20 protein-coding genes and 1 tRNA gene are annotated in these 24,595 nt (G+C 69.1%); 13 read left to right on the top strand and 8 right to left on the bottom strand.

Annotation, left to right across the window (positions count from 1 at the left end; genetic code table 11):
- Positions 1 to 57 precede the first annotated feature (57 nt).
- From JOE57_RS09810 to hutH, 3 genes are read right to left on the bottom strand one after another with little or no spacing between them, the layout of a single operon-like run.
- On the bottom strand, positions 58 to 1,380 hold the full coding sequence (locus tag JOE57_RS09810; protein WP_204917538.1) for a formimidoylglutamate deiminase: 1,323 nt from the start codon (positions 1,378 to 1,380) through the stop codon (positions 58 to 60).
- Complete coding sequence (locus JOE57_RS09805; protein WP_204917537.1) at positions 1,380 to 3,047, bottom strand: urocanate hydratase; 1,668 nt, start codon at positions 3,045 to 3,047, stop codon at positions 1,380 to 1,382. Before JOE57_RS09805 ends, JOE57_RS09810 begins: the two co-directional genes overlap by 1 nt.
- 11 nt (positions 3,048 to 3,058) lie before the next feature.
- Positions 3,059 to 4,612 (bottom strand): histidine ammonia-lyase, encoded by a 1,554-nt coding sequence (gene hutH / locus JOE57_RS09800; protein ID WP_204917535.1) that lies wholly within the window; start codon positions 4,610 to 4,612, stop codon positions 3,059 to 3,061.
- Positions 4,613 to 4,691: 79 nt separating this feature from the next.
- On the opposite strand from hutH, the gene JOE57_RS09795 reads away from it, so the two are divergent.
- The 3 genes from JOE57_RS09795 (at position 4,692) to JOE57_RS09785 (ending at position 7,636) form a co-directional block, all read left to right on the top strand.
- Entirely contained in the window at positions 4,692 to 5,456 is a 765-nt protein-coding gene (locus JOE57_RS09795; protein WP_204917533.1) for an IclR family transcriptional regulator, read from the top strand.
- Positions 5,457 to 5,615: 159 nt separating this feature from the next.
- The gene (locus JOE57_RS09790; RefSeq protein ID WP_338041245.1) at positions 5,616 to 6,524 is read left to right on the top strand and encodes an aminoglycoside phosphotransferase family protein; all 909 of its coding nucleotides are present in this window, start codon (positions 5,616 to 5,618) and stop codon (positions 6,522 to 6,524) included.
- 116 nt (positions 6,525 to 6,640) lie between these two features.
- Positions 6,641 to 7,636 (top strand): hypothetical protein, encoded by a 996-nt coding sequence (locus JOE57_RS09785; protein WP_204917531.1) that lies wholly within the window; start codon positions 6,641 to 6,643, stop codon positions 7,634 to 7,636.
- Between the two features lie 167 nt (positions 7,637 to 7,803).
- Here JOE57_RS09785 and JOE57_RS09780 read toward each other — a convergent pair whose 3' ends face one another.
- A complete protein-coding gene (locus JOE57_RS09780; protein WP_204917529.1) occupies positions 7,804 to 8,136 on the bottom strand; it encodes a 2TM domain-containing protein in 333 nt (110 codons plus the stop codon).
- A 161-nt stretch (positions 8,137 to 8,297) separates the two neighbouring features.
- Positions 8,298 to 8,380: transfer RNA gene (locus JOE57_RS09775), tRNA-Leu, on the bottom strand.
- A gap of 183 nt (positions 8,381 to 8,563) precedes the next feature.
- On the opposite strand from JOE57_RS09775, the gene JOE57_RS09770 reads away from it, so the two are divergent.
- From JOE57_RS09770 to JOE57_RS09740, 7 genes are all read left to right on the top strand, one after another.
- Positions 8,564 to 9,277 (top strand): FhaA domain-containing protein, encoded by a 714-nt coding sequence (locus JOE57_RS09770; protein ID WP_204917528.1) that lies wholly within the window; start codon positions 8,564 to 8,566, stop codon positions 9,275 to 9,277.
- 6 nt (positions 9,278 to 9,283) lie between these two features.
- Positions 9,284 to 9,769 (top strand): FHA domain-containing protein FhaB/FipA, encoded by a 486-nt coding sequence (locus JOE57_RS09765; RefSeq protein WP_204917527.1) that lies wholly within the window; start codon positions 9,284 to 9,286, stop codon positions 9,767 to 9,769.
- Positions 9,770 to 9,776: 7 nt separating this feature from the next.
- Entirely contained in the window at positions 9,777 to 11,282 is a 1,506-nt protein-coding gene (locus JOE57_RS09760) for a PP2C family protein-serine/threonine phosphatase (protein WP_204917525.1), read from the top strand.
- A complete protein-coding gene (locus JOE57_RS09755) occupies positions 11,282 to 12,661 on the top strand; it encodes an FtsW/RodA/SpoVE family cell cycle protein (protein ID WP_204917523.1) in 1,380 nt (459 codons plus the stop codon). The genes JOE57_RS09760 and JOE57_RS09755 overlap by 1 nt, the downstream gene beginning before the upstream one ends.
- Positions 12,658 to 14,091: a peptidoglycan D,D-transpeptidase FtsI family protein gene (locus JOE57_RS09750; protein WP_204917521.1), complete on the top strand. Its 1,434-nt coding sequence runs from the start codon at positions 12,658 to 12,660 to the stop codon at positions 14,089 to 14,091. The genes JOE57_RS09755 and JOE57_RS09750 overlap by 4 nt, the downstream gene beginning before the upstream one ends.
- Before the next feature lie 139 nt (positions 14,092 to 14,230).
- Positions 14,231 to 16,033, top strand: a complete 1,803-nt coding sequence (pknB, locus tag JOE57_RS09745) for a Stk1 family PASTA domain-containing Ser/Thr kinase (RefSeq protein ID WP_204917519.1) — start codon at positions 14,231 to 14,233, stop codon at positions 16,031 to 16,033.
- Between the two features lie 53 nt (positions 16,034 to 16,086).
- Positions 16,087 to 16,716: an alpha-ketoglutarate-dependent dioxygenase AlkB gene (locus JOE57_RS09740; RefSeq protein ID WP_204917517.1), complete on the top strand. Its 630-nt coding sequence runs from the start codon at positions 16,087 to 16,089 to the stop codon at positions 16,714 to 16,716.
- Between the two features lie 12 nt (positions 16,717 to 16,728).
- On the opposite strand, the gene JOE57_RS09735 is transcribed toward JOE57_RS09740, so the two are convergent.
- Both JOE57_RS09735 and JOE57_RS09730 read right to left on the bottom strand, forming a co-directional pair.
- Entirely contained in the window at positions 16,729 to 17,376 is a 648-nt protein-coding gene (locus JOE57_RS09735) for an aminodeoxychorismate/anthranilate synthase component II (protein ID WP_204917516.1), read from the bottom strand.
- Between the two features lie 43 nt (positions 17,377 to 17,419).
- Complete coding sequence (locus tag JOE57_RS09730) at positions 17,420 to 18,256, bottom strand: DUF881 domain-containing protein (protein ID WP_338041244.1); 837 nt, start codon at positions 18,254 to 18,256, stop codon at positions 17,420 to 17,422.
- Between the two features lie 107 nt (positions 18,257 to 18,363).
- Between JOE57_RS09730 and JOE57_RS09725 the strand changes: the two genes are divergently transcribed.
- Both JOE57_RS09725 and JOE57_RS09720 read left to right on the top strand, forming a co-directional pair.
- Positions 18,364 to 18,633, top strand: coding sequence for a cell division protein CrgA (locus JOE57_RS09725; RefSeq protein WP_204917515.1), 270 nt, complete (start codon positions 18,364 to 18,366; stop codon positions 18,631 to 18,633).
- Between the two features lie 233 nt (positions 18,634 to 18,866).
- Positions 18,867 to 20,201 carry an MATE family efflux transporter gene (locus JOE57_RS09720; RefSeq protein WP_338041243.1) on the top strand — a complete coding sequence of 445 codons (1,335 nt, stop codon included), beginning with the start codon at positions 18,867 to 18,869 and terminating at the stop codon, positions 20,199 to 20,201.
- Positions 20,202 to 20,214: 13 nt separating this feature from the next.
- Here the strand turns inward: JOE57_RS09720 and JOE57_RS09715 are convergent, their stop codons facing one another.
- A complete protein-coding gene (locus JOE57_RS09715) occupies positions 20,215 to 23,616 on the bottom strand; it encodes a GH36-type glycosyl hydrolase domain-containing protein (protein ID WP_204917513.1) in 3,402 nt (1,133 codons plus the stop codon).
- Between the two features lie 325 nt (positions 23,617 to 23,941).
- Between JOE57_RS09715 and JOE57_RS09710 the strand changes: the two genes are divergently transcribed.
- Positions 23,942 to 24,595, top strand: a complete 654-nt coding sequence (locus tag JOE57_RS09710) for a biliverdin-producing heme oxygenase (protein ID WP_204917511.1) — start codon at positions 23,942 to 23,944, stop codon at positions 24,593 to 24,595.

Genomic DNA, 24,595 nt, shown 5'->3' with positions numbered 1-24,595 from the left:
GGGTGTGGCTGTGAATTCGGTCAATGCGCCGCCACACCCTGCCATTCGGCACTCAGGTCATCCCGGCCGCAGCATCTCCAATGCGTCGCGGAGCAACGGGGCGACCGGGCCGAGCCGGTGGACACCATTGCGCACCACCGTCTCGCCGCCGACCACCACTTGATCAACATCAGCGGAGGTCGCAGCGAAGATGATCTCCTCCGGGGCGGACCCGGTCGTCCGTACGGTATCTGTGCGTACGACCACGAAGTCGGCCAGGGCACCGGCGACGATCCGGCCGCCCTCGGGCCATCCCAGGCTGCGGTAGCCGGCCGCGGTGGCCGCCTCGATCAGCTGCGCCGGGCTGAACCGGCCGCGTTCGTTGCTGACCAGCCGCTCGTGCATCTCCAGCCCGCGCAGCTCCTCGAAGGGATCCACCATGCTGTGCTGGTCGGACCCGAGGACCAACGGACTACCGGACCGGAGCAGTCGGCGCGCCGGTCCTATGCCGTCGGCCAGATCACGTTCGGTGGTCGGGCAGAAGCAGACACTCGTCCCTGACCGCCCGAGCAGCCCGACGTCCGACCCGCTGAGCTGCGTCGCATGAACGGCCGTGCAGTCGGGCCCGAGCAGGCCGGACCGGTGCACCAGCTCGGTCGGGCTGCACCCGTAGAACTCCAGCGCAGCCTCGTTCTCGGCGCGTTGCTCACTCAGATGCAGATGCAGCGGTCGCTCGCGGGCCACTGCCGCAACGGCCTCGAGGGATTCCCTGGGCACTGCCCGAACCGAGTGCACGGCGGCTCCGATCCGCAGCAGCTGTGTCGGCTGCAGAGCACTCACCCGTTCAGCCCAGCCGCTGACATCGGTGTCGGTGAACCGGCGCTGAACACCCTCCGCCGGACGATGCCCGGACCCGGTCAGGCCCCCGGCGAAGTAGCAACTGTCCAGCAGGGTGAGCCGCAGGCCGGCCTCTGCCGCCGCCTGGATGAGGGCCCGACCCATGGCGTTCGGATCGGCGTAGCGGCGCCCATCCGGGCCGTGGTGCAGGTAGTGAAACTCGCCCACCGCGGTGTACCCGGCCAGGGTCATCTCGGCGTAGGCGGCCCGAGCCAGCGCCAGGTAGGAGTGCGGATCGAGGCGAGCCGCGACGGCGTACATCTCCTCCCGCCACCTCCAGAAGCTGCCGCCACCCCGGTTGGTGCGGCCGCGCAGGGCTCGGTGGAACACGTGGCTGTGCGCGTCGGCCAGGCCGGGCAGCACCAGACCGGCCAGCCGATGATCACCTCTGCGCGGCTCGGTGCCGGTCTCCACCGAGGAGAGACGATCGTCGACGATGGTCAACCGCACATCCGTCGCCACCCCGGCCGGCAGTTGAGCCAACGGCGCCCAGAAGGAGGACATCAGAGGTCAGCGGTGCCCTCGGTGAGCGGGATCCGGACACCACGTTCGGCCGCGACCTGCTGCGCCCGCTGGTAGCCGGCATCGACGTGCCTGATCACGCCCATCCCCGGATCGTTGGTGAGCACCCTGGCCAGCTTCTCCGCCGCCAGCGGCGTGCCGTCGGCCAGCGAAACCTGTCCGGCGTGAATGGACCGGCCGATCCCGACCCCGCCGCCATGGTGGATCGACACCCAGGAGGCGCCGGAGGCGGTGTTGATCATGGCGTTGAGCAGGGGCCAGTCGGCGATCGCGTCCGATCCGTCCAGCATGCCCTCGGTCTCCCGGTAGGGGCTGGCGACCGAGCCGCAGTCCAGATGGTCGCGCCCGATGACGATCGGCGCGGACAGCTCTCCCGAGGCGACCATCTCGTTGAACCGTAGTCCCGCCCGGTCGCGCTCACCGTAGCCGAGCCAGCAGATCCGGGCCGGCAACCCCTGGAAGGCGACCTTCTCCCGGGCGCCACGGATCCACTTGTGCAGCCGGTCGTTGTCGGGGAAGAGCTCCATCACCGCCCTGTCGGTGGCGGCGATGTCGCTCGACTCGCCCGACAGAGCGACCCAGCGGAACGGGCCCTTGCCCTCGCAGAACAACGGCCGGATGTAGGCGGGGACGAAGCCGGGGAAGGCGAACGCCCGCTCATACCCGCCGAGTCGGGCCTCCTGCCGGATCGAGTTGCCGTAGTCGAAGACCTCTGCCCCGGCGTCGAGGAAGCCGACCATCGCTTCCACGTGCCGGGCCATCGAGGCTCTGGCCCGATCGGTGAACTCCTCCGGCTTGCGCTCGGCGTAGTCGTGCCAGTCAGCTATCGAGACACCGATCGGCAGGTACGACAGCGGGTCGTGGGCGCTGGTCTGGTCGGTCACGATGTCAACGTCCACCCCACGCCGCAGCAGCTCAGGCAGCACCTCGGCGCAGTTGCCGACGACCCCGACCGACCAGGCGCGGCGTTCTGCCTTCGCCTGCAGCGCCTTCTGCACGGCATGGTCGAGATCGTCGGCGATCTCATCGAGGTAGCCGAGCCGCAGCCGGCGGTCGAGTCGGGTCAGGTCCACATCGACGATCAGACAGGCACCGCCGTTCATGGTCACCGCCAACGGCTGCGCCCCGCCCATGCCGCCACAGCCGCCGGTCAGCGTGAGCGTGCCGGCCAGCGTCGCCTTGAACCGCTTCTCGGCCACCGCGGCGAACGTCTCGTACGTCCCCTGCACGATCCCCTGGGTGCCGATGTAGATCCACGACCCGGCCGTCATCTGTCCATACATCGTCAGGCCCAGATGCTCCAGCCGGCGGAACTCGGGCCAGGTCGCCCAGTCGCCGACCAGGTTGGAGTTGGCCAGGATCACCCGTGGTGCCCACTCATGGGTGCGCATCACGCCGACCGGCCGACCCGACTGGACCAGCATCGTCTCGTCCGGCTCCAGTGTGGTCAATGTGCGCACCATGGCATCGAACGAACGCCAGTCCCGGGCGGCCCTGCCGGTGCCGCCGTAGACGACGAGGTCGTCGGGGCGCTCGGCGTTCTCCGGGTCCAGGTTGTTCATCAGCATCCGCAGCGGGGCCTCCGTGGTCCATGACTTGGCGGTCAGGCTGCTGCCGCGAGCCGCGCGGACGGGACGGGCACCTTCCATGATCTCCTCCTTCAGTTGAGAGGTCCGACGACCGACTCCGCCGCCTCGACGACCTGGCCGCTGGAGACCAGCCGCACGGCCGTTTCGATCTCGGGGGCGAGCCAGCGGTCGGCGCCAGGACCGCCGACGCCGCCCTGCCGGAGTGTGGTGATCACTGCGGCAGCGGCCGGTCCGGGCTGCAGCGGGGCCCGCTGCTCGAGGCCGCGGGCGGCGGTGATCAGCTCGATGGCCAGCACCCGGGTCAGCCCGTCGATGGCTCGCCGCAGCTTGCGGGCAGCCGACCACCCCATCGACACATGGTCCTCCTGCAGTGCCGAGCTGGGGATGGAGTCGACCGAGGCGGGTACGGCGAGGCGCTTGAGCTCGGACACGATCGCGGCCTGGGTGTACTGGGCGATCATGTGACCCGAGTCGACGCCGGGGTCCTCGGCCAGGAACGCTTTCAGGCCATGGTTGCGGGCGACGTCGAGGAAGCGGTCGGTGCGCCGTTCGGAGATGCTGGCCAGATCTGCTGTGACGATCGCGAGAAAGTCGAGCACATACGCCAGCGGTGCGCCGTGGAAGTTCCCGTTGGACTCCACCCGGCCGTCGTGGGTCACGACCGGGTTGTCGATCGCCGCGGCCAGCTCGTAGCCGGCGACCGTTGCGGCGTGTTCCACCGTGTCGCGGGCGCCGCCGGCCACCTGCGGCGAGCATCGCAACGAGTAGGCGTCCTGCACCCGCGGGCAGTCCTCCCGCTGGTGGCTTAGCCGGATAGCGCTGTCCCGCATCAGGGTGCGCAGGTTGGCCGCAGACAAGGCCTGCCCCGGCTGTGGCCGCAGCTGGTGCAGGTCCGCCGCGAACACGTTGTCGGTCCCCAACAGCCCTTCAACGCTCATCGCCGCGGCGATGTCGGCGACCTTGAGCAGCCGGCGCAGGTCGGTGATCGCCAGCACCAGCATCCCCAACATCCCGTCGGTGCCGTTGATCAGTGCCAGTCCTTCCTTCTCTGCCAGGGCTACCGGGGTGAGGCCCACGGCGGCGTACGCCTCAGCGGTCGGCTTCCGGGTGCCCGCGGCATCGCGTACCTCCCCCTCCCCCATCAGGGCCAGCGCGCAGTGGGCGAGCGGGGCGAGATCACCCGAGCAGCCGAGGCTGCCGTACTCGTACACCAGCGGAGTGAGGCCGGCGTTCAGCATGGCGACGTAGGCCTGCAGGGTCTCCTCCCGGATGCCGGTCCGTCCGGTCGCCAGAGTGGAGATGCGCAGCAGCATCAGCGCCCGGACCACCTCCCGCTCGACCTCCGGGCCGGAGCCGGCGGCATGCGAGCGGATCAGGCTGCGCTGCAGCTGCCGGCGGCGCTCGACAGGGATGTGCCGGGTGGCGAGGGCCCCGAAACCGGTGGACACGCCGTAGTGCGGCTCACTGTCGACGGCCAGACGCTCGACCACCTGGCGGGACCGTCGCACCTCCGCCAGCGATCCGGGCGAGATGATCACCGGGACGTCGTGTCGGGCCACGGCGACGACGTCCTCGAACGACAGCGGGCCGACCCCCACGGTGACAGTCGTGCTGCGGGTGCGCATAGATCCATTGCAGCCCCTCCGCGGCGCCCGGCGGATGACTCAGCCAGCCAATGCGTCTCGTATCTGAGACAATGGCGAGATGGCGAACGCCCCCGCTGCCGGGCAGGCGCTGGCAGTGCTGAGCCTGCTGGCGCGACAGACCGAGCCACTGCCGGCCGGGGCGATCAGTCGAGCCCTCGACCTGCCGCGTTCCAGCACCTACCACCTGCTGGCCGTCCTCCGTGAGCACGGTTTCGTCAGTCACCTGGCGGAGGAGCGGCGCTATGGCCTCGGTGTCGCCGCTTTCGAGCTGGGCTCGGCCTACCAACGGCAGGCGCCGTTGCAGCGGATCGCCCGGCCGATCCTGGATCGGCTGGTGTCCGTCACCACGCACAATGCCCACCTGGCGGTGCTGCACGGCCGGGACGTCTTCTACGTGATCGAGGAGCGGGCGCCCGGACGTCCACTGCTGGTGACCGATGTCGGGGTGCGGCTGCCGGCCACGGTGACCGCGAGCGGATTGGCCATGCTCGCCGAGCTGCCCGCTGCCCAGGTCCGCGCCCTCTTTCCCCACCGCGAGGCACTGGTGCAGCGCAGCGGCAAGGGTCCGGCCACAGTGGTGCAGCTGCGGCAGCTGCTGACCGACGTCCGCAACCGTGGCTACGCCCTCGAGGAGGGCACGGTCTCCGAGGGTCTGTCGTCGGTGGCGCAGGCGGCGACCGATCACGGCGGTCACCCGACAGCAGCAATCGCCTTGACGTTCGCCACTGCCGAGGTCGACGAGCCCGAACGGGATCGGCTGGTCGAGGCGCTCGGCCGGGCGACGGCGGCGCTCACCCGCAGGCTGGGCGGCTCCCCGCGCTGATCGACGAGCAGCAGACAATTCGGCGCGTCAACGACTCCACCCCTCGCAGGCTGAGCCTGCGCCGACCCGTCGCCGTTCAATGGCGCGCCGATTCGTCTGTGACCCGATCGCCGGGTTATTGCGTTGCCTCCACCGACTCATGTGTACGACACTCTGCCGGTGACCCAGCGCGACGGCGAGGAACGACCGACCATCGACGAGCACCTGGCCCGGCGGCTGGTGGACGAGCAGTTCCCGCACTGGCGGCACCTCCCGGTCACCCCGGTCGAGGTCAGCGGATGGGACAACCGGACCTTCCGCCTCGGTGACGAGCTGACCATCCGGCTGCCCAGTGCCGCCGGGTACTCACTACAGGTGGACAAGGAGCAGCAGTGGCTGCCCATTCTTGCCCCCCAGCTCCCGCTGCCCATTCCGACACCGGTGTCGCAGGGCAACCCGGGTCTGGGTTACCCCTTCTCCTGGTCGGTCTACCGCTGGCTGGACGGCGAGACCGCCGGTCCCGGCACGATCGCCGACCTGACCCAGTTCGCCACCTCCCTGGCCGAGTTCCTGGTCGCACTGCAGGGCATCGACGCCAACGGCGGGCCGGAAGCCGGCCCGCACAACTTCTTCCGTGGTGGCCCGTTGGCGACGTACGAGGAGGAGGCGCTGCGTTCGATCGACGTACTGGGAGACGAGATCCCCCGCGACGCAGCCCTTGCAGTCTGGGACGACGCGACCAGTTCCAGTTGGCAGGGTGAGCCGGTCTGGTTCCACGGCGATGTCGCGGTCGGCAACCTGTTGGTGCGGGACGGCCGGCTGAGCGCGGTGATCGACTTCGGGACCTCAGGTGTGGGTGACCCCGCCTGTGACGTCGTGATCGCCTGGACGCTGCTGGCAGGACGGAGCCGAGACGCCTTCCGCGGCTCCCTCGGAGTCGACGCCGCCACCTGGTCCCGCGGTCGAGGATGGGCGTTGTGGAAGGCCCTCATCACCCTGGTCGGTCTGCTCGAGAGTGACCCCGCCGCGGCGGCCGAACCGAGGCGCGTCATCGCCGAGGTCCTCGCCGACCATGCGCAGCAGCTCTGATCCTTGGCCGAATCGTGATCTTCCGTTGAAGCGAAAACCGCCCGGCGGACCGCCGGCGCTCTAGCATTCCTCTCACCGCCCGCCAGGTGATGCGCCGGGCGCGGAAGGGAACCCCGATGACCATGCCTGTAGGCCAGCCGGCCGGCTCTGTCCCGGCCACGCCGGCGCCGCGACGCCGGCAGCTGACCCAGACCTTCCATCTGGTCGGTTGCGGGCTGATGATCTTCGGTGCGGTCGGGCTGTTCATCCGAGCGGACAGTGCGTTCGCGGTCTGCGTAGCGGTCCTCGGGCTCGCGGCTGCGGCGCTGCTGACGACCCGCAGGATGACGTCACGGTGGTGGCTGCCGGCCGCCGGCGTAGCGACCGCCACCTCACTGATGACGTGGGGCGAGTCCTGGGCCGGGTTCGGTTTCATCGGCGCTGTGCTGTTCGTGATCGCCAATCTGCGCAAGTCCAGCTGGGCCCGAGTGGCAGGGGTACGCGCCTGGCTGGCGGTCCTCGTCCTCTTCTTCATCGCGGTGGCGGCAGGTCAGAGCTTCGCCACCTACGACGGCGGCTACCTGGGCTACAGCTACCCCGAAGATCACCCGTGGCAGCGCACGGGCGACGGCGCTTACCTTTCCGGCGACTCCCTCGACCCGAACGACCTGCTCGGCGTCTCCGTTGCGGTGATGACCGCGACCTGCTGTCTCTGGATCGTGCTGCGCCGCAGACCTGCCCCGGTGAAGGCCGTGCTCGGTGCGGCAGCCCTCGGAGTCGTCGGGCTGCTGTTCGACACCTTCCGACTGGCCGTTGCCCAGGGCGGCACGACGTACTCCTCCAGCGGCTCCGTCTCCGGCAGCTTGAGCTGGAGCTTCGACTCCTCGGTCGGACTGACCATGGCCGTCCTGCTCGCCTGGGGCCTCGCCCTGGCGGACACGCTGGTGCGTCGCCGGCGAACCACCGACGCCACGGCGTCAGCGCCCGCGCCGCACTGGCGGCCGCAGTGGCAGCAGCCGGTTCCTCCGCAGCAGTGGCAGCCTCAACCCCCGCCGCAGTGGCAGCCCCAACCCCCACCGCAGTGGCAGCCACCACCCCCAACGCAGTGGCAGCAACCCCCGCCTCAGCGGTGACGGGCCGGCGGAACCGTCGGCCGGGGCGTGTCCTAATCCGGAAGTGACCGGAACAGGACACCGCTGAGCCTGGCTATAGGGACCATCTGTCCCGTAACGTTCTCGGTGAAGCGCTTATGGCAACCCCCGAGGTCATAAGCGCTTCACCATTTCCCGGCAAGGTCGGGTCACCGCCGGCCGAGACGCTCCATCTCTCTGCGGATCGCCTCTTCCGTCACCGGCCGGCTCGCCGGGCCGTACGTGGCCGCTGCGTGGAAGCCGAGGCCGATGCCCCAGCCCATCATCGGGATCAGCGGCCACGGAAACCACGCCCCGGAGGGGATGGCTGTGATCAGCCAGATGGTGACCAGCAGGGCGTTCACCAGCACATAAGCCAACAGGTGGCTGATGAACTCGCGCTTCTTCTTCAGGCTGCGAATCGCCGCAGCGCGTGCATCGCTCGTGGTCGTGCCCAGAGCCGGTTCCGGTTCGACTGTGGAGTAGTCGTCTCTCTCTGTCATGACGTTCCCTTCCACCTCCATGCTGCGACGGGAGGTGGCTCGCTGACAGGGACGAAGGTCATCAGCCAGCCCGGACCTTCGGCGGACAGGGCCTAACCAGCGGCGGGACACGACAAAGGGGTGTGCCCAGCCTCTCAGCTGGACACACCCCTCATCTCTCGTGCGCGAGGGGGGACTTGAACCCCCACGTCCTTTCGGACACTGGCACCTGAAGCCAGCGCGTCTGCCATTCCGCCACTCGCGCCTGCCCACACTCTTGGTGCGAACCGGCCGAGACAGGCTAGCACGAACGCCGGGCAATCCTCGATTCGGTCGGGATGCGGCCCACCGCTACGGTGAACACCGGGGTCCGGGGGCGGCGGAAACTGCGATCCCCGCTCAACGCCGGATACCCTTTACGTTGGCATCCACGCGAGAGAGGAGGGACATGGGAGTCTTCGAACGTTTCGAGAAGCGCATCGAGGGTGCGGTCAACGGTGTGTTCGCACGCGCCTTCAAGGGTGACGTGCAGCCGGTCGAGATCGCCGCCCGCCTGCAGCGCGAGCTCGACGCCGAAGCCAAGCTCATGTCCCGAGACCGCCGGTTGGTGCCCAACGAGTTCGTCGTCGGGTTGTCGCAGCACGACCACGACAAGCTCGCTCCCTACAGCAAGACCCTCTCCGAAGAGCTGGCCGGCGAGCTCAAGTCGCACGCCTCCGAGATGGGCTACGTCTTCAACGGCCCCATCATGATCCACCTGCAGCTCGACGAGTCCCTCCCGATCGGCCGGTTCACGGTGGAGTCCGACGCCGTGGCCGGGGTCGAGGCGGACCGGAGCCAGCTCGACACGGCCGCCATCCACCGCTCCCAGCTCGTCCTTGAGGTCAACGGGATGCGGCATGCGCTGCAGCCGCCCGGCCTGGTGATCGGCCGCGGCACTGACGCCGACCTCCGGATCAACGACCCGGGCATCTCGCGGCTTCATGCCGAGATCCGGGTCAGCGGGTCAGGTTCGACCCTGCACATCGACATCGTCGACCTCGGCTCCACCAACGGGATCATCGTCAACGGCCAGCGCGTCCGGCAAGCCACTCTGACCGAGGGGTCACGGATCGAGATCGGGTCCACCCGGATGCTCGTCCATGCCCCTGCCGGGCGCTGAGGTCAGATGTCTGAGATCACCCTCACCATCATCAAGGTGCTCTTCCTGGCCCTGCTGTGGCTGTTCATCCTCTCCGCCGTCTCCGTGATCCGCAGCGACCTGTTCGGCAAGCCGGTCGCGACCGCCGACCAGAACCCTGCCCAGAGACTGGAGAACCCGCCTCCTCCGGGCAAGGCGAAGCGGTCGAAGCGACCCAAGGGCCAGCCCCGGGTGCTGACGATCACCGGCGGCACCCAGAGCGGCGAGTCCGCCGAGCTGGCCGGGGGCATGGTGATGATCGGGCGCGGAGCTGACTGCCAGCTCATCCTCGAGGACGACTACGTCTCAACCCGGCATGCGCGGGTGCTGACCTCCGACGGCGGCTACTACATCGAGGACCTCGGCTCCACCAACGGCACCTACGTGAACGGGCAGCGGATCACCTCCCCGACCACCATCACGATGTCCGACACCGTACGCATCGGCAAGACCGTGATGAGACTGGAGCCGTGAGCCCACCATGACGCCAGACCCCGCCCTCACTCCGGAGCCAGCCCTCACTCCGGATCCAGCCCTGACGCCCGACTCCGCTGGCGAGCAGCAGCGGCCCCCGCTGGCGTTGCACTTCGTCACCCACTCCGAGATCGGGCTGGTTCGCAAGAACAACCAGGACTCCGGCTACGCGACCTCCTATCTGCTGGTGGTCGCCGACGGCATGGGCGGCGCGGCTGCCGGTGACCTCGCCTCAGCAGTGGCCATCGACTCGATCCGCCGGATCGACGGGCCGGTCGACGGCGAGCAGATGCTCACCCGGCTGACCCAGGCCATCGAACTGGCCAACGACCGGATCGCTGACCTGGTCGAGGACGACTACGCCCTCGAGGGGATGGGGACCACGGTCACCGGCGCCCTGTTCGACGGCAACAGCCTGGGCCTGGCCCACATCGGCGACAGCCGGGCCTACCTGCTCCGCGACGGGCAGCTGGAGCGTCTCACCCACGATCACAGTTGGGTCCAGTCGCTGGTCGACGAGGGCAAGATCTCCGAGGAGGAGGCAGCGGTGCACCCACACCGCTCGCTGCTGCTGAAGGTCCTCAACGGCCAGCCCGCCAACGACCCGGACACGACGATGCTCACCGTCCAGCCCGGCGACCGACTGCTGTTCTGCAGTGACGGACTCTGCGGCCTGGTCGAGGACCCGGAGATCGCCCAGGCTCTGCAGCTGCCGGATCTGGAGTCGGCGATGAACCGGCTGGTCGAGGATGCCCTGACCGAGGGCGGCATCGACAACATCACCGTGATCGTCGCCGAGGTGGTCGAGGCCGGCCCCACCGAGGGGGAGTTCGTCCTCGGCGCCGCGGCCGACCGGGACATACCGGCTGTCGAACCACGCAGCCGCGCGGCCGCCGCGGGCGCGGTGAGCGACGAGGTCGAGGACACCATGACCGGCCTCGAGCGGACCCCGGGTGCCGCTGCGGCGGACGACATCGAGGATGAGGCCCGATATGACCCGCAGCCGCCGAGCAAGCGGCGCTGGGCCCGGCCGCTGGTCGGTCTGCTGGTGCTGCTGCTGATCGCCGCCGCCGGGTTGAGCGCCGGTTACGCCTGGACGCGCACCCAGTTCTACGTCGGCGAGTCCACCGGCCGGGTCGCCATCTTCCGCGGCCTCACCGGCGTCCCGCTGTCGCAGCTGTACGAGGTCCAGGATCTGACCGTGGCCAGCCTCCCCCAGTACTACCGGGAGAAGGTGCAGGCGGGGATCGAGGTCGCCGATCTCGAGGGAGCCCGACAGACCGTGGCTGAGCTCCAGGATGCGGCCCGTGCCTGCGGCCAGCCGAAGGGCCCGTCGGCCAGCGCGACACCGTCGGCGCCTAACCCGTCAAAGAAGCCGACCCCGTCGAGGAAGCCATCGGCGAAGGCAACCACCGCAAAGCCGTCCGCCGGCGCCAAGACCGGCACCGTCAAGACGCCACGGACGCCGACGCCGACGCCGAGCAGCACGTCGCCCACGGGTCCGAACTGCTGATGATGAGTGCCTCGACTCCTGTCATCGTCGTCCCCCGCAAGCGCCGCAATGTCGAGCTCGCCTTGATCCTGTTCGCCTTGGCGCTCACCCTGGGCGCGGCCGCGATGGTCGATCTCAATGTGACCGGCTCGATCTCCTCGACCTTCCCCTACCTGGCCGGTGTCGGTGCCGGGCTCGCCCTGGTCGCCCATATCGCCATCCGCTGGAAGCTGCCGTACGCGGATCCGGTGATCCTGCCCTGCGTGGTGCTGCTGAACGGCCTGGGGCTGGCGATGATCCACCGCATCGACCTGATCAACGACCCGCCGACCTCCGGCGCCCGGCAGCAGCTGATCTGGACCGCTCTCGGCGTGGTGCTGTTCGTGCTGGTGGCGTTCGTGATCCGCGACCACCGCCCGTTGCAGCGGTTCACCTACACCCTGGGACTGTCCGGGATCGTGCTGCTCCTGCTGCCGCTCGTCCCCGTCATCGGTACGGCCAAGTTCGGCGCCCAGATCTGGATCCATGTCGGTCCGTACAGCTTCCAACCGTCCGAGGTCGCCAAGATCTTCCTCTGCATCGCGTTCGCGTCCTACCTGGTCGAGAAGCGCGACGTACTCGCCCTCGCCGGCTGGCGGGTCCTGGGGCTGGACCTGCCCCGAGCCCGCGATCTCGGCCCGATCCTGCTGATGTGGCTCGCGAGCCTGGCGGTGCTGGTCTTCCAGAATGACCTGGGCACCTCGCTGCTGTTCTTCGGGCTGTTCGTGATGATGCTGTACGTCTCCACCGAGCGGCCCGGTTGGGCCGTGCTCGGCACCCTGCTGTTCGCCGCCGGCGCCTATCTGGGCTACCTGCTGTTCGCACACGTGAAGATCCGGGTCGGCGCCTGGCTGCACCCGTTCTCCAACTACGACCTCTACTACCAGGTGGTCAACGCGCAGTTCGGGATGGCCTGGGGCGGCCTGTTGGGCACCGGCCTCGGCCTGGGCCGACCTGGCCTGACGCCGTTGGCCCGCAGCGACTTCATCGCCGCGGCTCTCGGTGAGGAGCTCGGCATGACGGGATTGATGGCGATCGTGATGCTGTACGCCCTGATCGTGTCCCGCGGCCTGCGAACCGCACTGGCCTGCCGGGAGCCGTTCGGCAAGCTGCTCGCCTGCGGCCTGTCGTTCGCGTTCGCACTGCAGGTGTTCACCATCATCGGCGGGGTCACCCGGCTGCTGCCGCTGACCGGGCTGACCACACCGTTCATGTCCCAGGGGGGATCGTCGCTGGTCGCCAACTGGACCATCATGGCCCTGCTGCTGCTCATCTCCCACCATGTCCGCAAGCCGGTCGCCACCGTCTCAGAGAACGTCGCCGCGCAGGACGAGACCCAGCTGCTGAAGAGGCCGGCATGAACCGCCCGATCCGGCGCGTCGCTGTCGTCGTCATGTTGATGTTCGGGCTGCTGTTCGCGAACGTCACCTTCAACGTGGTCTTCCGGACCGAGTCGTTGAACGCCCAGCCCCAGAACCGGCGGGTGCGTGACGCCGAGTTCGCCCAGGACCGCGGCTCGATCCTGGCCGGGACCACCGAGATCGCCACCACCACCCCGGTCCGCGACCGGTTCAAATACCTGCGCACCTACCCGCAGGGCGAGCTGTACGCCCCGGTGACCGGCTTCTACTCCTACGACCACGCCCGGTCGGGTCTGGAGAGCTCCTACAACACCCAGCTGGCCGGCACCGACGACTCGCTGTTCGTCCGCCGGATGATCGACCTGGTCACCAACCGGACACCGAAGGGCGCCAGCGTCGAGACCACCATCAATCCGGACGCCCAGCGGGCCGCGGCCAAGGCGCTCGGCGACCAGAAGGGTGCGGTGGTCGCCATCGACCCGCAGACGGGCGCCATCCTGGCCATGGTCACCAGTCCCAGCTATGACCCCAACAAGATCGCCAGCCACGACATCGAGGCGGCCGGCAAGGCGTATCAGCGGCTCGCCACCGCCAAGAACCACCCGATGGCCAACCGGGCAGCCCGGGAGATCTACCCACCTGGCTCAACCTTCAAGCTGGTCACCGCGGCCGCCGCCCTCGAGGCCGGCAAGACCCCGGACAGCAAGGTCAAGTCGCCGACCAGGCTGAAGCTGCCGGGTACCCAGACGTACCTCGGCAACGAGAGCAACTGCGGCGGCCAGCAGATCACTTTGCAGCACGCACTCGAGGTCTCCTGCAACACCGCGTTCGCCAACCTCGGACTCGAGCTGGGGGCCGACAAGCTCCGTGACCAGGCGAACAAGTTCGGCTTCGACGCCCGCCACCTCAGCGACCTCGGCGGCGCGGCGAGCAAGTTCCCGGAGAACCCGGACCGGTCCCAGACGGCCCTGAGTGCGATCGGCCAGTTCGACGTCGCCGCCAGCCCGCTGCAGATGGCGATGGTGACCGCAGCGATCGCCAACGACGGCGTCCTGATGGACCCCTACATCGTCAGCGTCGTCCGGGCACCCGACCTGAAGCCGCTGCAGACCACCAAGCCCAAGGAGCTGTCCCAGCCGATGACGGCGGACAACGCCAAGGCGCTGCAGAAGATGATGGTCGGCGTCGTCAACAACGGCACCGGCACGACCGCGAGGATCCCGGGGGTCGAGGTCGGCGGCAAGACGGGCACCGCCCAGTCCGACCTGAAACGCAAGCCGTTCGCCTGGTTCACCTCCTACGCCACCTCCGGGGACCGGCAGGTGGCAGTGGCCGTCGTGGTCGAGGACGCCGACATCCCCCGGCAGGACATCGCCGGTGGCCGGGTGGCGGCGCCGATCGCCAAGGCCGTGATGAAGGCGGTGCTGTGAGAGCGCATGAGTGGGGTCAACGGCGACGCGACGGGGACGGGGCGCGGTTCGTCGTCCGACGACACGGTGGCACACAATGGCCTGACACCGGAGAGCCGTTAGCCGATGGGGCCGTCAGGCCCAGGAGAGGATTGCACCGATGACAGGCGAGTCTGTGAAGGTGGGTGGCCGATACGAGCTCGGCGACCTGCTGGGTCGCGGTGGCATGGCGGAGGTCAGACACGCCATCGACACCCGACTCGGACGACCGGTCGCGGTGAAGCAGCTGCGAACCGACCTGGCCACCGATCCGACGTTCCAGGCGCGCTTCCGCCGCGAGGCGCAGTCCGCGGCCGGCCTGAACCACCCGACCATCGTGGCCGTCTACGACACCGGTGAGGAGACCGACCCGAAGACCGGCGTCTCCATCCCCTACATCGTGATGGAGCTGGTGGAGGGGCCGACCCTGCGCGACGTGCTCCGCGACGGCCGCAAGATCCTGCCCGAGCGGGCACTGGAGCTGACCCAGGGCGTGCTCGACGCGTTGAGCTACAGCCACAAGGCCGGCATCGTGCACCGGGACATCAAGCCCGCCAACGTCATGCTCACCCCCACCGGCGGGGTCAAGGTGATGGATTTCGGCATCGCCCGGGCGGTGGCGGACACGTCGGCCACCATGACCCAGACCGCGGCCGTCATCGGCACCGCGCAGTATCTCTCCCCCGAGCAGGCGCGCGGCGAGACCGTCGACGCCCGCAGTGACATCTACTCCGCCGGTTGCCTGCTCTATGAGCTGCTGGTGGGCCGGCCACCCTTCGTCGGAGACTCGCCGGTCAGCGTCGCCTACCAGCACGTCCGCGAGACTCCGGTGCCGCCGAGCGAGCTGGACCCGGTGATCACCTCCGACATCGACGCGGTCACCCTGAAGGCGCTGGAGAAGGACCCGGCGGCCCGGTACCAGTCAGCCCGCGAGATGAAGGCGGACATCAGCAGGCTGCTCGCGGGACAGCAGGTGACGGCCGTCGTTCCGGCCGTCGTGGGAGCCGACCCGAACCCCACCCGGGTGGTGTCGCGATCCGCGGTGCCGCCGGTGGTCCCGCCGACCGGCGCTGAGCCGTTGGTCGACCTCAACGACGAGGAGGAGGAGCCGAAGCGCCGCGTCGGTCTCGCCATTCTCGTGACCGCCCTCATCCTCGCCGTCCTGGCCGGTGGCGCCTACGGCCTCTACCGCTTCCTGCAGCCACCGCAGACACCAGCGGTGCAGATGGTCGAGGTGCCGGCAGTGATCGGTTTCACCCAGCAGCAGGCCGACAGCCAGATGCGCAACTACAAGCTCAACCCCCAATTCAAGAAGGTCAACGGCAAGGACGACGAAACGGTCGGCACGGTGGTCAAGCAGGATCCGCTCGGAGGCAAGTCGGTCGAGGTGAACAGCACCGTCGTGATGGAGATCAACGCCGGACCGCAGAAGGGGAAGATTCCCGGCAACCTGATCGGCGAGGACGTCGACAAGGTGAAGAAGAAGCTCAAGGACGCCGGCTTCAGTGTGAAGACCGAGAAGGCCACCGACGAGCCGACCACAGCCAAGAAGGATGAGGTCCTCGACGTCCAGCCGGGCGAGGGGTCGGTCGCACCGCTGGACAGCGAGGTGGTCGTCACCTATGCCACGGGCGAGTCCCAGATGCCGTCCGTGCTCGAGTTCAACCGGGTGTCGGCGCTGCAGACGCTGACCCAGGCCGGGTTCCGCGAGCAGAACGTCACCTTCAAGGAGAAGGCCAGCGACCAGGCGGAGGGCACGGTGATCAGCCAGGACCCGGCGGCCGGCAAGCGGGTCTCCCGCAGCACCGACATCACTCTGGTGCTGGCCAAGCCGAAGCCCACGGCTCCGCCGACCACCCCGACTCCGACACCGACCACCCCGACCACTCCTCCGCCCAACTCGACGCCGACCCCGGGCGGGTGAACGGCGAGGTTTTGATTCGAACGTATGGGCGAATAAGGGTGTAGCCTGGGCTCATGGCGGTCAATCTGCAGGGATCGTTGCTGGACCTCGATGACGAGGTCAGTCTCGGTGATCTCGGCTCGGGGGTGCACCGGCTCCCGCTGTCCCGGGGGGCCTGGATCGACCTCTGCCCCGGATGGCTGCGCGGGGCCAGCACCCTGTTCGAGCAGCTGGTGGACGAGGTTCCGTGGTACGCCGAGCGTCGGCAGATGTACGAGCGGGTGGTCGACGTGCCACGACTGCTCTGCTTCTACGGCGAGCGCGACCCGTTGCCCCAGGACATCCTGGCCGAGGCGAGGGACCGGCTGAGCGCACACTATGCCGAGGAGCTGGGGGAGCGGTTCCGGACGGCCGGGCTGTGCCTCTACCGGGACGGCCGCGACTCGGTCGCCTGGCACGGCGACACCATCGGGCGCGGGCGGTCCGCCGACACCATGGTCGCCATCGTCTCGCTGGGTTCGCCGCGGACACTGATGCTGCGGCCGCGCGGCGGCGGACCATCCATCAAGAACCTGCTCGGGCCCGGCGACCTGATCGTGATGGGCGGCTCCTGCCAACGGACCTGGGAGCACGCCATCCCGAAGACGAACCGTCCCGTCGGCCCACGGATCAGCATCCAGTTCCGGCCGCGCGGCGTTCGCTGACCGGGTGTGAGGCTAGCTCGCGGCGCGCGACATCAGCGGTGCCATTCCGGCGGCACGCCTGGGGGCGTCGGTGTCACCGCAGATGGCGAGCCAGTTGGCCAGCATCTGGTAGCCGCCCTCGGTGAGCACCGACTCCGGGTGGAACTGGACCGCCTCGACCGGCAGCGAGCGGTGCCGGACGGCCATGATGACGCCACTGCCGGTGGTGGCCGTGACCTCCAGCACCTCGGGCAGGGTGCCAGGCTCGATGGCGAGAGAGTGGTAGCGGGTGGCCGTGAAGGGGGACGGCAACCCCGCCAGCACGCCCAGCCCCTGATGATCGATCCGGGAGGTCTTGCCGTGCAGCAGCTCTGGCGCCCGGTCCACCACGGCTCCGTAGGCCACCCCGATCGACTGCAGACCGAGGCAGACACCGAACAGCGGGACCCGGCCGGCCTGGGTGCGGACGACCTCGATGCAGACCCCCGCCTCCTCGGGCGTGCCCGGCCCAGGCGACAACAGCACACCGTCGAAACCGTCGACGAAGGACGGGTCGGCGAACCTGGCGTCGTCGTTGCGCCATACCTCGACCTCGGCGCCGATCTGGGCGAGATACTGCACCAGGTTGTAGACGAACGAGTCGTAGTTGTCGATCACAAGGATCCGAGGCTGGCTGGACACGCCTCCATTGTCGCTCACGGTCCGAACTCGCGGCTCGGCCGTCTTAGCGGGTGGGTGCGACGGACGGTGAACCGGAGGCGCCGCTGCTGCCGAGCGGTCGGGCGTACTGCAGCTCCAGCGAACCCTGGTAGGCCGGGAAAGTCACCTTTCCGGCCGTCTGCACCTGGTAGCCGAGGCCGAAGGCGTCTACGTACTGCTGGTAGATCTGGATGAAGCGCGACCTCGCCAGGGCGGCCTGCAACCGCGCGGGATCACCGATCGCCCTGATCACATAGGGCGGGGCGTAGGGGATCCCGTGCAGCACCACGGTGTTGCCGACGCACTTGATGCCGGTGGTCGCAATCACCCGTTGCCCCTGGATGGTCATCGCCTCCGCACCCCCGGACCACAAGATGTTGGCGACCGCCTGGATGTCCTGCTGGTGGACCACCAGCAGGTCCCCGTCGATGCCGTCGGCCGCCACTGTCTCGGGAGCATCGTCCAAGGTGACGGTGAGAGCGGGCCCGGTGACCGAGCGGACACCCGCAGCAGCCGACAGCTGTTCGACCTTCGGGCTCAGGTCGCTCTGCTCGTTCTGGCCCGACGACAGCCGGTCCACCTCCTGCCGCAGCTGGGAGACCTGGGCAGCCAGGGCGGAGTTCCGTTGCGACTGGGACTGGACCAGGCTGACCAGATCGGTGTTGCGACCGGGCCGCAGGTCGGTGCCACGGGCGTTCAGGGCACTGACCATGATCATCAGACCGGCCACGATGCAGACCACCAGAGTGAGCAGCCGCCCGCCCGCACTGCGGGTGCGGTCGCGCTGCCACTGCCGCTCCCGGGCACGACTGAGCGCGCGGCGGCCTCGCGAGAGCGCCTCCGGCAGACTCCATCTCGGCACCCGGCGAACCTCCTGACTTCCTGTCCACGACCCTCCGGGCACCTTCGCGAAATGCCAAGGCCCGGCGTTATTGACTACGCTACCTACTAACCAGCAAGGAGAGAGTGTTGCCTGAGTCCAGAACCCGCAAGTCCGCAGACGCCAAGAAGAAGCAGACCGCGGCGGTGGCCAAGCCGAAGAAGGTCAAGACCCCGGCCAGCCGGCGCTGGGTCCCGCCCACCTTCATCACGGTGGGTCTCCTGGGTGTCGCCTGGCTGATCACCTACTACATCGCCGGCGCCGACATCGGCTTCATGACCGCGCTGGGCGACTGGAACATCCTGATCGGCATGGGTGGCATGGCCGCCGCCTTCGCCATCGCCACGCTGTGGAAATGAGACCCCGCGGCTGACCAGCCCCCTGGCCTCTTGTCCTTGAGCGCGCTTGGGCGCCGCCGAATGACAGCCGTGTCATTCCTCCACAGTGGGGATAACCCCTGTGGATAACCCCTGCTTGGGAGAAACCGACCGGTCGTCGCGCGCAGAGGCCAGCAGGGACGCTCAGCTGCGGTCGGCTGGGCGCAACGAGTGGTCGAAACCTTGCAACTCGGCGGTGTGATTTCCTAGTCAGCGTGTCCGAACCGGTGGCGAGCCCGACGACGCGCCGTGCTCTGGACCGCGAGATCCTGGCGCTGGCGCTTCCCGCCTTCGCCACGCTGGTCTCCGAGCCGCTGCTGCTGATGGCCGACTCGGCCTTCATCGGCCACCTCGGCACCAGCCAGCTGGCCGGTTTCGGCATCGCCAGCAACGTCCTGGGCATCCTGATCGGTCTGTGCATCTTCCTCGCCTACGGCACCACCGGCACCGTCGCCCGTCGGCTGGGGGCCGGTGATCGGGCAGCCGCGCTGGCAGGAGGCTTCAACGGGTTGGTGCTAGCCGTGGGCCTGGGGGCGCTGCTGTGCCTCGGCCTCCAGCTGGTGTTGCCGCAGGTCATCGGCGCCTACGGCGTGACCCCCGACGTGGCCCGGGCCGCCAGCAGCTATCTGCGGATCGCCGCTTTCGGCCTACCCTCCATCCTGCTGCTGCTGGCCAGCACCGGGGTCCTTCGTGGCCTGCAGGACACCAGAACCCCGCTGTACGTCGCGGTGGCCACCAACGTCGTCAACATCGGCCTCAACTTCACCCTCGTCTACGGCCTGCGGCTGGGCATCATCGGGTCCGCTCTCGGAACGCTCGCGGCACAGTCGGCGGCAGCGCTCTTCCTGGCGTCGGTGGTGGTCCGCCGGGCCAGGTCTGCGGGGGCCCATCTGCGGTTTCACCCGGCCGGGGTGCTGTCGGCGGCACGGTCCGGCGTCTGGCTGGTGGCCCGGACAGCGACACTGCAGGTGGCGATCACCCTGACCACGGTGGTCGCCGCCACCGGCGGGGCGGTGGCTCTGGGCGCCCACCAGGTGATCAACAGCCTCTGGTCCCTGCTGGCCTTCGCGCTGGACGCGATCGCCATCGCCGGCCAGGCCATCGTCGGACGTTACCTGGGGGCCGGCGAGGTCACGGTCGGCCGTGCCATCACCCGCCGGATGGTCGGCTGGGGTCTGGTCTGCGGCGCCGTCTTCGGTCTGGTCGTGGCCGCCACCGCCCCGCTCTACGTGGGTGTGTTCACCGCCGACGCCGACGTGCAGAGGCTGGTCCGCACCATCATGTGGGTCACCGCGGTGATCACTCCGGTCTCCGGCATCGTCTTCGTCCTCGACGGCGTGCTGATCGGCGCCGGGGACGGTCGCTATCTGGCCCTGGCCGGGCTGATCGCCCTGCTCGCGTACGCCCCGTTGGCTCTCACCGTTGACGTCCTGCACGCCGGACTCGTCTGGCTGTGGGCCGCGTACGGCGCCTTCATGATCGCCCGGATGCTGACTCTGCTGTTGCGTGCCCGCGGGCGGCGCTGGATGCGGGTGGGGGCCGAGGTCTGACTCCGCCGTCGCGTCAGGGAACGATGATCTCCAACCGGGGCCGACCCACCACCCCGGCCGACAGCACCCGGCTGTGCAGGTCGCCGATGCTGATCGCGACCCCGGCTGCCCGGTAGGGGTTGTGCAACGGCGTCGTCGGCAGCTCCTCGCCCTCCAGCAACACCCGCGTCGGACCGAAGCCACGGGCACCGACCGAGAAGGTGATCTCCAGGTCAAGATCAGCATCGATGCTGATCACAGTGCCGACCCCGTCAAGCCCGGGCGGCAGCACCGGGTCCAGCTCGAGCTGCGACGGGGTGGCGCGAACCCCGAGCAGGCATTCACGGACCAGCCTCACCAGGATGCCCGCCCCACTGGAGTAGACCCGCCAGCCGGCCTCGACGTCGACCTCACCGGCCATCACCTCGGCGTACCGGGCGGCGAAGTCGGCCCGGTCGTTCACCACCGCATCGGAGGAGGAGGTGTAGCAGTTGGCCTGGCGTGGTCGCGCCCGCGGCACCGTCTGGGCGATCTCGATGTTGATCACCTGCTGCAGCGCGGTCCAGAGCGCCGCCGGCTCGCCGAGATGGGCCAGCGCCTCGGCGTAGCGCAGGTGGGCGTGGGTGTACATCAGGCCGATCTCGCGGCCCACGAAGGTGGCGCTCTCCGCCCGCTGAAAATGCACCATCGGCCCTCCGCGGTACGCCGGCGGGCGGTCGAACAGCCGGGCGCCGTCCGGAGCGAGCAGCTGGTCCCTGATCAGCTGCAGGTGCCGGGTGGCCTGGGCCGGATCGAGCAGGTCCGCCAGGATCGCGTGGATCATCGGCAGGATGCTGTAGCGCAGTCCGGTCTCGTGATCATCGGGGTGGACCAGCAGCCTCGTCCGGATCCCATTCTCGAACAGGGCGTAGCCAGCAATGGTGTCGTCGACGATCAGGTGCCGCTGGAAGTCGGCCCGGACCTGGTCCGCCATGGCCAGCAGGCCCGGCACGTGATCCGTCCGGTTGGCCGCCCTCAGCCCTGCCGCCAGTGTGGTCAGGGTCTGGTGGTGCAGCGTGACCGTCCAGGAGCTCGTCATCTGCTCCGACATCCGCGGGTCGGCCGGCTGCAGCGAGTCGTTCCAGTCCCCGTGCCCGTACGCCGACAGCTTGGTCCCCGGCAGCACCGCCGCATTGAACGTCCGGACGGCGTGCAGGGCATGCTCGAGCACCGTGTCCGTCCGCTCGTCGCCGTAGTAGCCGACCGTCTCGTGCAGCAGGGACGAGTCCCCGGTGGCCTGAAGGTAGCGTCCCAGGGCCAGCACCGGCCAGAAGATCACGTCACCGTGCGGCGGCTCCTGCCGAAACTGGCGGTCCTCCTCGAGGAACCCGAACGCCTGCGGCCAACCACCGGCCGCCGACTGGGCCGACATGATCAACATCAACAGCTCCCTGAGCTGCCGGTGCCGACCCAGGCCCAGCAGCAGCTCGACCGGACCCTGGCTGACGTCACGGGTCCCCCAGGCTCCGCCGGTGTACTGCTCCAGACCGCGGGGCGACAGGTAGTGCACCAGTGCGTCGCGGACCAGCCACGGCAGGGCGTGTTCCAGTCGGCTGAGCTCACGGGCGACGGCCGGCTCCCGAGGCGGCGTCATGGTGAGTCGGCTGAGCAGATCGTCCCAGAAGTCCTGCCCGGCGGGCTCGGGAAGCATCTCGCCCGAGTCCTCGGTCTCGACGGCTGCAGCGAGCCGGCCGACGGCCAGCAGGCTGAATGCGCCGGCCGGCCGGGTCACAGCAGTGACGTAGCGGAGTCCACGGCTGTGCCCGTCGGCAAAGAGCACCGAGTCGTCCCCGACGCTCGCGTCGGCCGCATCCCCGCCGAGCGAGATGACGAACGAGCCTCCCGGGTGGCGTGCGGCCAGGACCGACCCCTCCTCCAGCCCGATCACCAGGTCGGTCGCGGTCTCCGACACCCGGACCTCGAGATTGACTGGGCCCACGTCCAGCCCGTCGTCTCCACCGACGGCGATGTGCTGAACCAGCAGGAACCTCCGCGGGGGCCCGTCGGTGACCGCGCAGTCCAGCCGGATCGCGTGGCTCGCGGTCTCGGCCCGGGTGGCGACGGTGATGGCGCCGGAGTCGAAGACGTAGTTCCAGCTGCACGAGTCCGGTCGCATCTCGTACGCCGACGGCAGGTCCAGCAGCTGCCACTGGTCGTCGACCTCCGCGAACATGCGCAGGCCGTAGGCCCGCAGCTGTCCGAGATAGCCCCGGTTGGTGGACAGCAGCCGGTTGGCGCTGGCGTGTCCCTGGGTGAGGTAGGACAGCTGGGAGCCGGCCATCCAGCTGGTGGCGGTCAGGCCCTGCGCATCCGGGACCAGGTGCGCGCCGGTGCGGAGCAGGTGCCCGTGAGGTCTGAGGACCATTCCCTCCTTGGCCTGGAGCACCACATGCCGATCGGCTGCGGTGAAGAACGACAGCGGCACGCCCCGCTCGTCCTGCTCCAGATGGCGGGGCTGGTCCCCGTATGCCTCGGCGATCTCAGGCCCCGTCAGCGCCCGCGCCCGCAGCAACAAGGCAGGCTCGAAGATCGACGCGACGGCGCCGACCCCCTCACCGGTGTCGTCGACGTCGTCCTGCGGCAGCGCCGCCATGGCATCCTCGATGATCGACAGGTCGCTGGCGCCGGAGGCGGCTGGGTGGTCTTCGTGAAAGACGGCGAAGAATGCGGTCCGGTGTCGCTGACCGGATCTCAGGGTGACCGCCTCGTCCTGCAGTGCCGCGACGGTGTGCTCGTGCTGCAGCCGGACCGATGGCAGGTCCTCCGACAGCAGCGCGCCGGCGGCGCCCGACCGGCTGCGCAGCCCGTGGATCTGGAGCCCATCCGTGGCGAAGCCGACCGCTCGGCGGGCCGATCCGAACAGCAGCCAGGGATTCCTGCCGTCCTTCGGCTGGTTCTGCCGTACCGCGAGGAGGTGGCCATGCTGGTCGTGGAACAACGGCGTCACGTCCAGGTACTGGCTGACGTAGAGCTCGTTGGACCGGACCTCCGCGGCTCTGGCCAGGGCCACATCGTGAATGCAGACGGCATCCAGCGACTGCACCTCGACCCCGTCGTTGGACAGCTCCAGCATCCAGCTCCAGGCGGTGGTCGTCGGGGACAGGCGCAATGTCAGCCGGTAGCCGACCGAGCGGATCGAACCGGTCACCACCATCCAGTCGCTGCCCGCCGCGACCCGTGAGCCGCTCGCAGGTCCGAGCAGCGGGTAGGTGATGATCGTTCCACCGCTGCGGAACCGCAGCCAGACGTTGATCTCACCGGCCTCCAGCGCCGTTCCCGGGAAGAGGTTGAGCCTGAGCTCGCCAGCCGTCAGCCACCGAGGGGAGCCGTTCCGCTGCACCTCGACCGACAGCCCGGCTCCGGCGTCCAACAGCCACGGGTCGTACTCGTCTGACATGACCTGCTCGTTCCTCTGTCCTTGGCTGTGCCAAACACCGGCATCCGGCAGCGCGCTTTCGCATCGACCGGGCGGTGGCTGGCTGAAGTCTACGGTTCAGCACCCTTCTCCGAGGGTGGTTCACCGCATTTGATGAACACGCATCAGTCAGCGCCGTCTTGATCAACTCAGCTCACGAGCAGGACGGCTGCGGACGCCGCGCCGGTGGCGCTGAGATCCATGATCAACTAGGGTTCCGTACCGAAAGGGTGCCGTGGCGTGCGTTCTCGCCGCCCGGGAGCACCAGTCGCCGCCCCGCTGGGGCCGTCCGACCTGAGGAGTCCGAGTGGCCGACCTGACGCCGTTCTCCGAGTCCTTGCGACGTGAGACCGCACGGGAGCAGGCCGAGGCCGACTCTTCCAGGTTTCTCGACCAGCTGCGCCCCGGTCAGCTGTCCGGCGTCAGCGCGCTGACCGCCCAGCACTACTTCATCTACTCGGCGCTGGAGGCCGTGGCCGAGGAACGACGAACCGATACCGCGGTGGCGCCGTTCCTGGTGCCCGGCCTGACCCGCGTGCCGGCCCTGCAGGTGGACCTCGAACACCTGCTGGGGTCCGACTGGCGGGATCGGATCCGACCCCGACCCACCACCATCACCTACTGCACGCGCCTGGCCGAGCTGGACTCGGGGCACACGTTCATCGCCCATCACTACACGCGTTATCTCGGTGACGTCGTGAACGGACAGCTGGTGAAGTCGCAGCTGGAGCGCCGGCACGGCTTGGTCGGCCCAGGCGCCACCTTCTACGACCTGTCCGATCTCGGTCCGGCCGAACAGTTCCGGACGCGCTACCACGCCTTGCTCGACTCAGCGCCGTGGAGCTCTGGCGAGCAGCAGGAGCTCATTGCCGAGGCACGACTGGCATTGGCCCACACCGCGGCCATCCTTGACGATCTTGCTCAGGACCTCGACAGCGCCGGCTCAGGAGGGCCCGGCTGA

Origin of the sequence: Microlunatus panaciterrae (assembly GCF_016907535.1) — a bacterium.
In the GTDB taxonomy this organism is placed as follows: Bacteria; Actinomycetota; Actinomycetes; order Propionibacteriales; family Propionibacteriaceae; genus Microlunatus; species Microlunatus panaciterrae.
Note: the sequence above shows the minus strand (reverse complement) of the source record. Positions and strands in the feature narration are given on the sequence as shown.

Excerpts from the sequence above, each read along its gene's own strand:
- JOE57_RS09810 (WP_204917538.1), bottom strand. The coding sequence starts at position 1,380 with ATGTCCTCCTTCTGGGCGCCGTTGGCTCAACTGCCGGCCGGGGTGGCG.
- JOE57_RS09805 (WP_204917537.1), bottom strand. The coding sequence starts at position 3,047 with ATGGAAGGTGCCCGTCCCGTCCGCGCGGCTCGCGGCAGCAGCCTGACC.
- hutH (WP_204917535.1), bottom strand. The coding sequence starts at position 4,612 with ATGCGCACCCGCAGCACGACTGTCACCGTGGGGGTCGGCCCGCTGTCG.
- JOE57_RS09795 (WP_204917533.1), top strand. The coding sequence starts at position 4,692 with ATGGCGAACGCCCCCGCTGCCGGGCAGGCGCTGGCAGTGCTGAGCCTG.
- JOE57_RS09785 (WP_204917531.1), top strand. The coding sequence starts at position 6,641 with ATGACCATGCCTGTAGGCCAGCCGGCCGGCTCTGTCCCGGCCACGCCG.
- JOE57_RS09780 (WP_204917529.1), bottom strand. The coding sequence starts at position 8,136 with ATGACAGAGAGAGACGACTACTCCACAGTCGAACCGGAACCGGCTCTG.
- JOE57_RS09770 (WP_204917528.1), top strand. The coding sequence starts at position 8,564 with ATGGGAGTCTTCGAACGTTTCGAGAAGCGCATCGAGGGTGCGGTCAAC.
- JOE57_RS09765 (WP_204917527.1), top strand. The coding sequence starts at position 9,284 with ATGTCTGAGATCACCCTCACCATCATCAAGGTGCTCTTCCTGGCCCTG.
- JOE57_RS09760 (WP_204917525.1), top strand. The coding sequence starts at position 9,777 with ATGACGCCAGACCCCGCCCTCACTCCGGAGCCAGCCCTCACTCCGGAT.
- JOE57_RS09755 (WP_204917523.1), top strand. The coding sequence starts at position 11,282 with ATGATGAGTGCCTCGACTCCTGTCATCGTCGTCCCCCGCAAGCGCCGC.
- JOE57_RS09750 (WP_204917521.1), top strand. The coding sequence starts at position 12,658 with ATGAACCGCCCGATCCGGCGCGTCGCTGTCGTCGTCATGTTGATGTTC.
- pknB (WP_204917519.1), top strand. The coding sequence starts at position 14,231 with ATGACAGGCGAGTCTGTGAAGGTGGGTGGCCGATACGAGCTCGGCGAC.
- JOE57_RS09740 (WP_204917517.1), top strand. The coding sequence starts at position 16,087 with ATGGCGGTCAATCTGCAGGGATCGTTGCTGGACCTCGATGACGAGGTC.
- JOE57_RS09715 (WP_204917513.1), bottom strand. The coding sequence starts at position 23,616 with ATGTCAGACGAGTACGACCCGTGGCTGTTGGACGCCGGAGCCGGGCTG.